The sequence below is a fragment of the Kribbella sp. genome (assembly GCF_035687465.1).
Lineage (GTDB): Bacteria > Actinomycetota > Actinomycetes > Propionibacteriales > Kribbellaceae > Kribbella.
Window position 1 is genome coordinate 1 of the sequence record NZ_DASRXP010000129.1, and the last position, 3,313, is coordinate 3,313.

Annotated in this window: 5 protein-coding genes; 4 read left to right on the forward strand and 1 reads right to left on the reverse strand. The window is 68.2% G+C overall.

Features of this window, described 5'->3' with window-relative positions; translation table 11 throughout:
- The 4 genes from VFG33_RS06635 to VFG33_RS06650 form a co-directional block, all read left to right on the forward strand.
- On the forward strand, positions 1-244 hold a 244-nt coding region (locus VFG33_RS06635), incomplete at its 5' end, for an alpha/beta fold hydrolase (protein WP_325023493.1).
- A 120-nt stretch (positions 245-364) separates the two neighbouring features.
- Positions 365-859: a SigE family RNA polymerase sigma factor gene (locus VFG33_RS06640; protein WP_325023495.1), complete on the forward strand. Its 495-nt coding sequence runs from the start codon at positions 365-367 to the stop codon at positions 857-859.
- Positions 856-1,461, forward strand: coding sequence for an META domain-containing protein (locus VFG33_RS06645; protein ID WP_325023497.1), 606 nt, complete (start codon positions 856-858; stop codon positions 1,459-1,461). Before VFG33_RS06640 ends, VFG33_RS06645 begins: the two co-directional genes overlap by 4 nt.
- A 92-nt stretch (positions 1,462-1,553) precedes the next feature.
- Positions 1,554-2,837, forward strand: coding sequence for a trypsin-like serine protease (locus VFG33_RS06650; RefSeq protein WP_325023498.1), 1,284 nt, complete (start codon positions 1,554-1,556; stop codon positions 2,835-2,837).
- On the opposite strand, the gene VFG33_RS06655 is transcribed toward VFG33_RS06650, so the two are convergent.
- On the reverse strand, positions 2,827-3,313 hold a 487-nt coding region (locus VFG33_RS06655; protein ID WP_325023500.1), incomplete at its 5' end, for a hypothetical protein. The two genes, VFG33_RS06650 and VFG33_RS06655, sit on opposite strands and share 11 nt — an antisense overlap.

Sequence of the window (3,313 nt, forward strand, 5' to 3'; positions counted from 1 at the left end):
GGGCTGCCTGCGGTGGCCGGCAGCACGCGCTTCGGCGTACCCGGCCGCGCAGGAACTACTCCCCCGGACCTTGATCCTGCATGGCAGCAACGACCTCTTCTGCCCGACCTCGTGGGCCACGTGGGAGAGGGACCACGCCCGCCAGGCGCGACTGGTCGTAGTACCGGGGAGCGGTCATGGCGTCCAGGGGAACCCGTCCGATCTCACCGGGCGGAAAGAGGTCCGAGCCTTCCTCGTCAGCTGAGCTTGCTCGGCTGAGCCTGCTGGGCTGAGATGCAACTGTGTGTGAATCTCTGCAGCACACTGGGTAGCTCGATGCGTCTAATAGGTGTGAGGTGTTGTACGCCCAGTTGGGGAGTTGCGAGTGGAGTTCGAGGAGTACGCGTCCGCGCGCGGGCAGGAACTGGTGCGTCTCGGTTTCACCGTCTCCGGCGACTACCAGCGCGCCGAGGACCTGGCCCAGATCGCGCTGATGCAGGCGTTCCGGTCCTGGCGCAAGGTGCAGCGAGCCGACGACCCGCACACCTACGTCCGCCGGATCCTGATCAACTCCTACCTGTCGATGACGCGTCGCCGGTCCTTCACCGAGGCCCCGGCCGCCGAGCTCGACCCCGACCGAACGGTGCCTGATCCCGCCACGGACATCGTGAACTCCGACGACCTCTGGCGAGCCCTCGCCACGTTGTCGGCCAGGGAGAGGGTCGTCCTGGTGCTGCGCTACTACCAGGACCTGGACGACCGGACGATCGCCGACCTGCTCGGCATCAAACCGTCCTCCGTGCGCGCCACCGCGAGCAGAGCGCTCGCCACGCTGCGGCGGACGAGGCAGTCCCACCGTGTTGATGAGAGGTTGCCGTGAGCAAGACAGAGCTAGAGGAAGACCTGCGGGAGACGTTCGAGCGTGCCGCTGCTTCCGTTCCTCCCGCACCTGACCTGACCGCCCGGGCGACAACCGGCGCCAAGCAGGCCCAGCGCCGTACGTGGATCGCGTCCGGCGGCGCCGCGGCCGCTGTGGCCCTGGTCGCCGCGATCGGCTTCAGCCTCTCGGGCGGCGGTCCGGCCGCATCGCCGGAGCCGGCTGCCAGCGCGGCCCCAGCCACCTCGGCAGGCGCCGTGGCAGCTGTGACCACCCCGCAGATGTTGTCCGGCACCTGGCGGCCGGTGAGACTGGATGGCTTCGCCACCTTGAAGACGGCTCGCCCGGACGACCCGACCCTCACCTTCGCGCCGGACGGCACCTGGACCGGGTCCGACGGCTGCAACGCGATCAGCGGGACGTTCAGCATCGGCCAGCGCGGCGAATTCAGCAGCCAGGCGAACGGCCAGCGCCTGATCGAGTGCCAGAACGTGCCGCACACCGGCGTACTCGCGGTCGCGAAGCGGGTCGACAGCACTCAGACGACGCTGCGTTTCTACGCTGCGGACGGGCGAGAAGTTGCGACCTACGCTCGCGCACGGTAGTCAAATTTGCTTGCGGACCGTGATCACCTATTGACTAAGCGCAGTCCTTCACCGGACGATGACGGAGGCCGTCCACCCGATTGGGGAGCTTAGTGCGACTCGCAGCAACCGTCCCGCTGATCGCTCTAGGTTCACTGTCACTCATCGCAGTCACCCTCCCGGCCCTGCCGTCGACCGCCTCATCGGCCGTCTGCACACACGCGGATCCGGCGACCACCTCGGCCGACGCCAAGCGCCTGTCGCAGCCGACCAGTTCCTCGGATCCACGCCCGCTCGGCCAGGCCATAGGCGAAGGTGTCTCGGCCGCCGTGCGCTCGATCGAGCCGCTGACCGACACGGGTCGCCCGACCTCAGGTCTGCCGTTCGGGCTCAGTCAGGGCGTCGTCGGCGTACTGGGGACTCAGGCGACCGGCTTCAAGGTCGTGGTCGACGACTCCGTGGTCGACGAGGACAGGTACCAGTCCGCAATGGAGAAGCACGTGCCGGCCGAAGGCATGCCGATGATCGACGTCGAACGCAGTTGCCACTCAGCCAAGTCGATCGCCGCCGCGTGGAACGCGGTCTCCGCGCGCAAGTGGTCTGGCGATGCGGGGAAGACGGTGTTCACGGCCGACCTCGACCCGGCGACTGAGAACGTCTTGGTCGAGTACGACCGCGCCACCACCTCGGCCGCGAGCACCTCGGGTCTGCAGTCGTTGGCAGGGGTCTCCGCTGTGGCCGGAAGCCCACAGCGGATGTCCCGCTTCGACGACACCCCGACGGGCGGCCACTGGGGTGGCGCCCGGATCAGCTCCGCCTCGAAGAACTGCACAGCCGGTTTCTCCGTAGTACGCCGGTCGAACAAGACCCGTGGCTCCGTGACCGCCGGACACTGTGGCGGCGTCGGCACGGTCTGGCGCTCGGGGAAGAACTACTACGGCACCACCACAGTGCGGACGAACTACCCCGACTACGACCAGTCCCTGATGGCCGGCAGTTCGTACGGCGCGAAGATCTGGACCGACGGCCCGGGCGACTCCGCCGACACCCGCACCGTCAAAGGCGGCGGCGATCCAGCCGTCGGCGCCACCGTCTGCCAGTCGGGTTCCTTCAGCACCTCCGTCTGCGGAATCACAGTCCGCTCCACGTCAGCGAAGTACTGCGACGCCGACGGCTGCACCACCTACGTCATCCGAGCCACCCGCGGCGGCAAAACCGCGATCGTCAACGGCGACTCCGGCGGCCCCCTCTACAGCCGCCCAACCTCGACCACAGCCACCATCCGAGGCATCGTCTTCGCCGGCTCCGGCTGCGCCTCCAACCGCTGCACCACCCTCTACGCCGAACGCTACAACTCAATAACCGGCCACCTAGGCGTAACCGCCCTCACCGGCTAGCGTCGCTCGGCAAAGCGGCCTGGTAGCCCGAGTAGAACTTGAAGGATCCGCCCCGGCGCTCCTGGATCTCCGCAGCGCGCCGACTGCCCGCGAGAGCCTCAAGCGTGCGCGAGTAGGCGGTCAGCGGATCCTGCCGGTCGGTCTCGAAAATCTCGAGCCACGTCGGCGGCTCGGGAAAGGAAAGCAACCTACCGCCGGCCGACGCCTCCGCACGCGCAGGCTCGTCGATGAGTTTGAAGCGCGACGCCGCGTAGAAGAGCCCGGTGTCCAGCACTGCGGATGCCCATTGCTCGCGGGCGGCGTCATCGGCACCCTCGGAGAGGATGACGTGCACACCAGTGACCGCACCATGGCTGCCCGGCCCCGCCAGCGAACCGACGTGCGCCCACGATCCGCGCAGCAAGGGCGACACCAATTTGGCCCTCGGGTCGTCGTAGAGGTAGCGCGGGTAGCGGTCGTTGCTCTCGGTCGCCGGC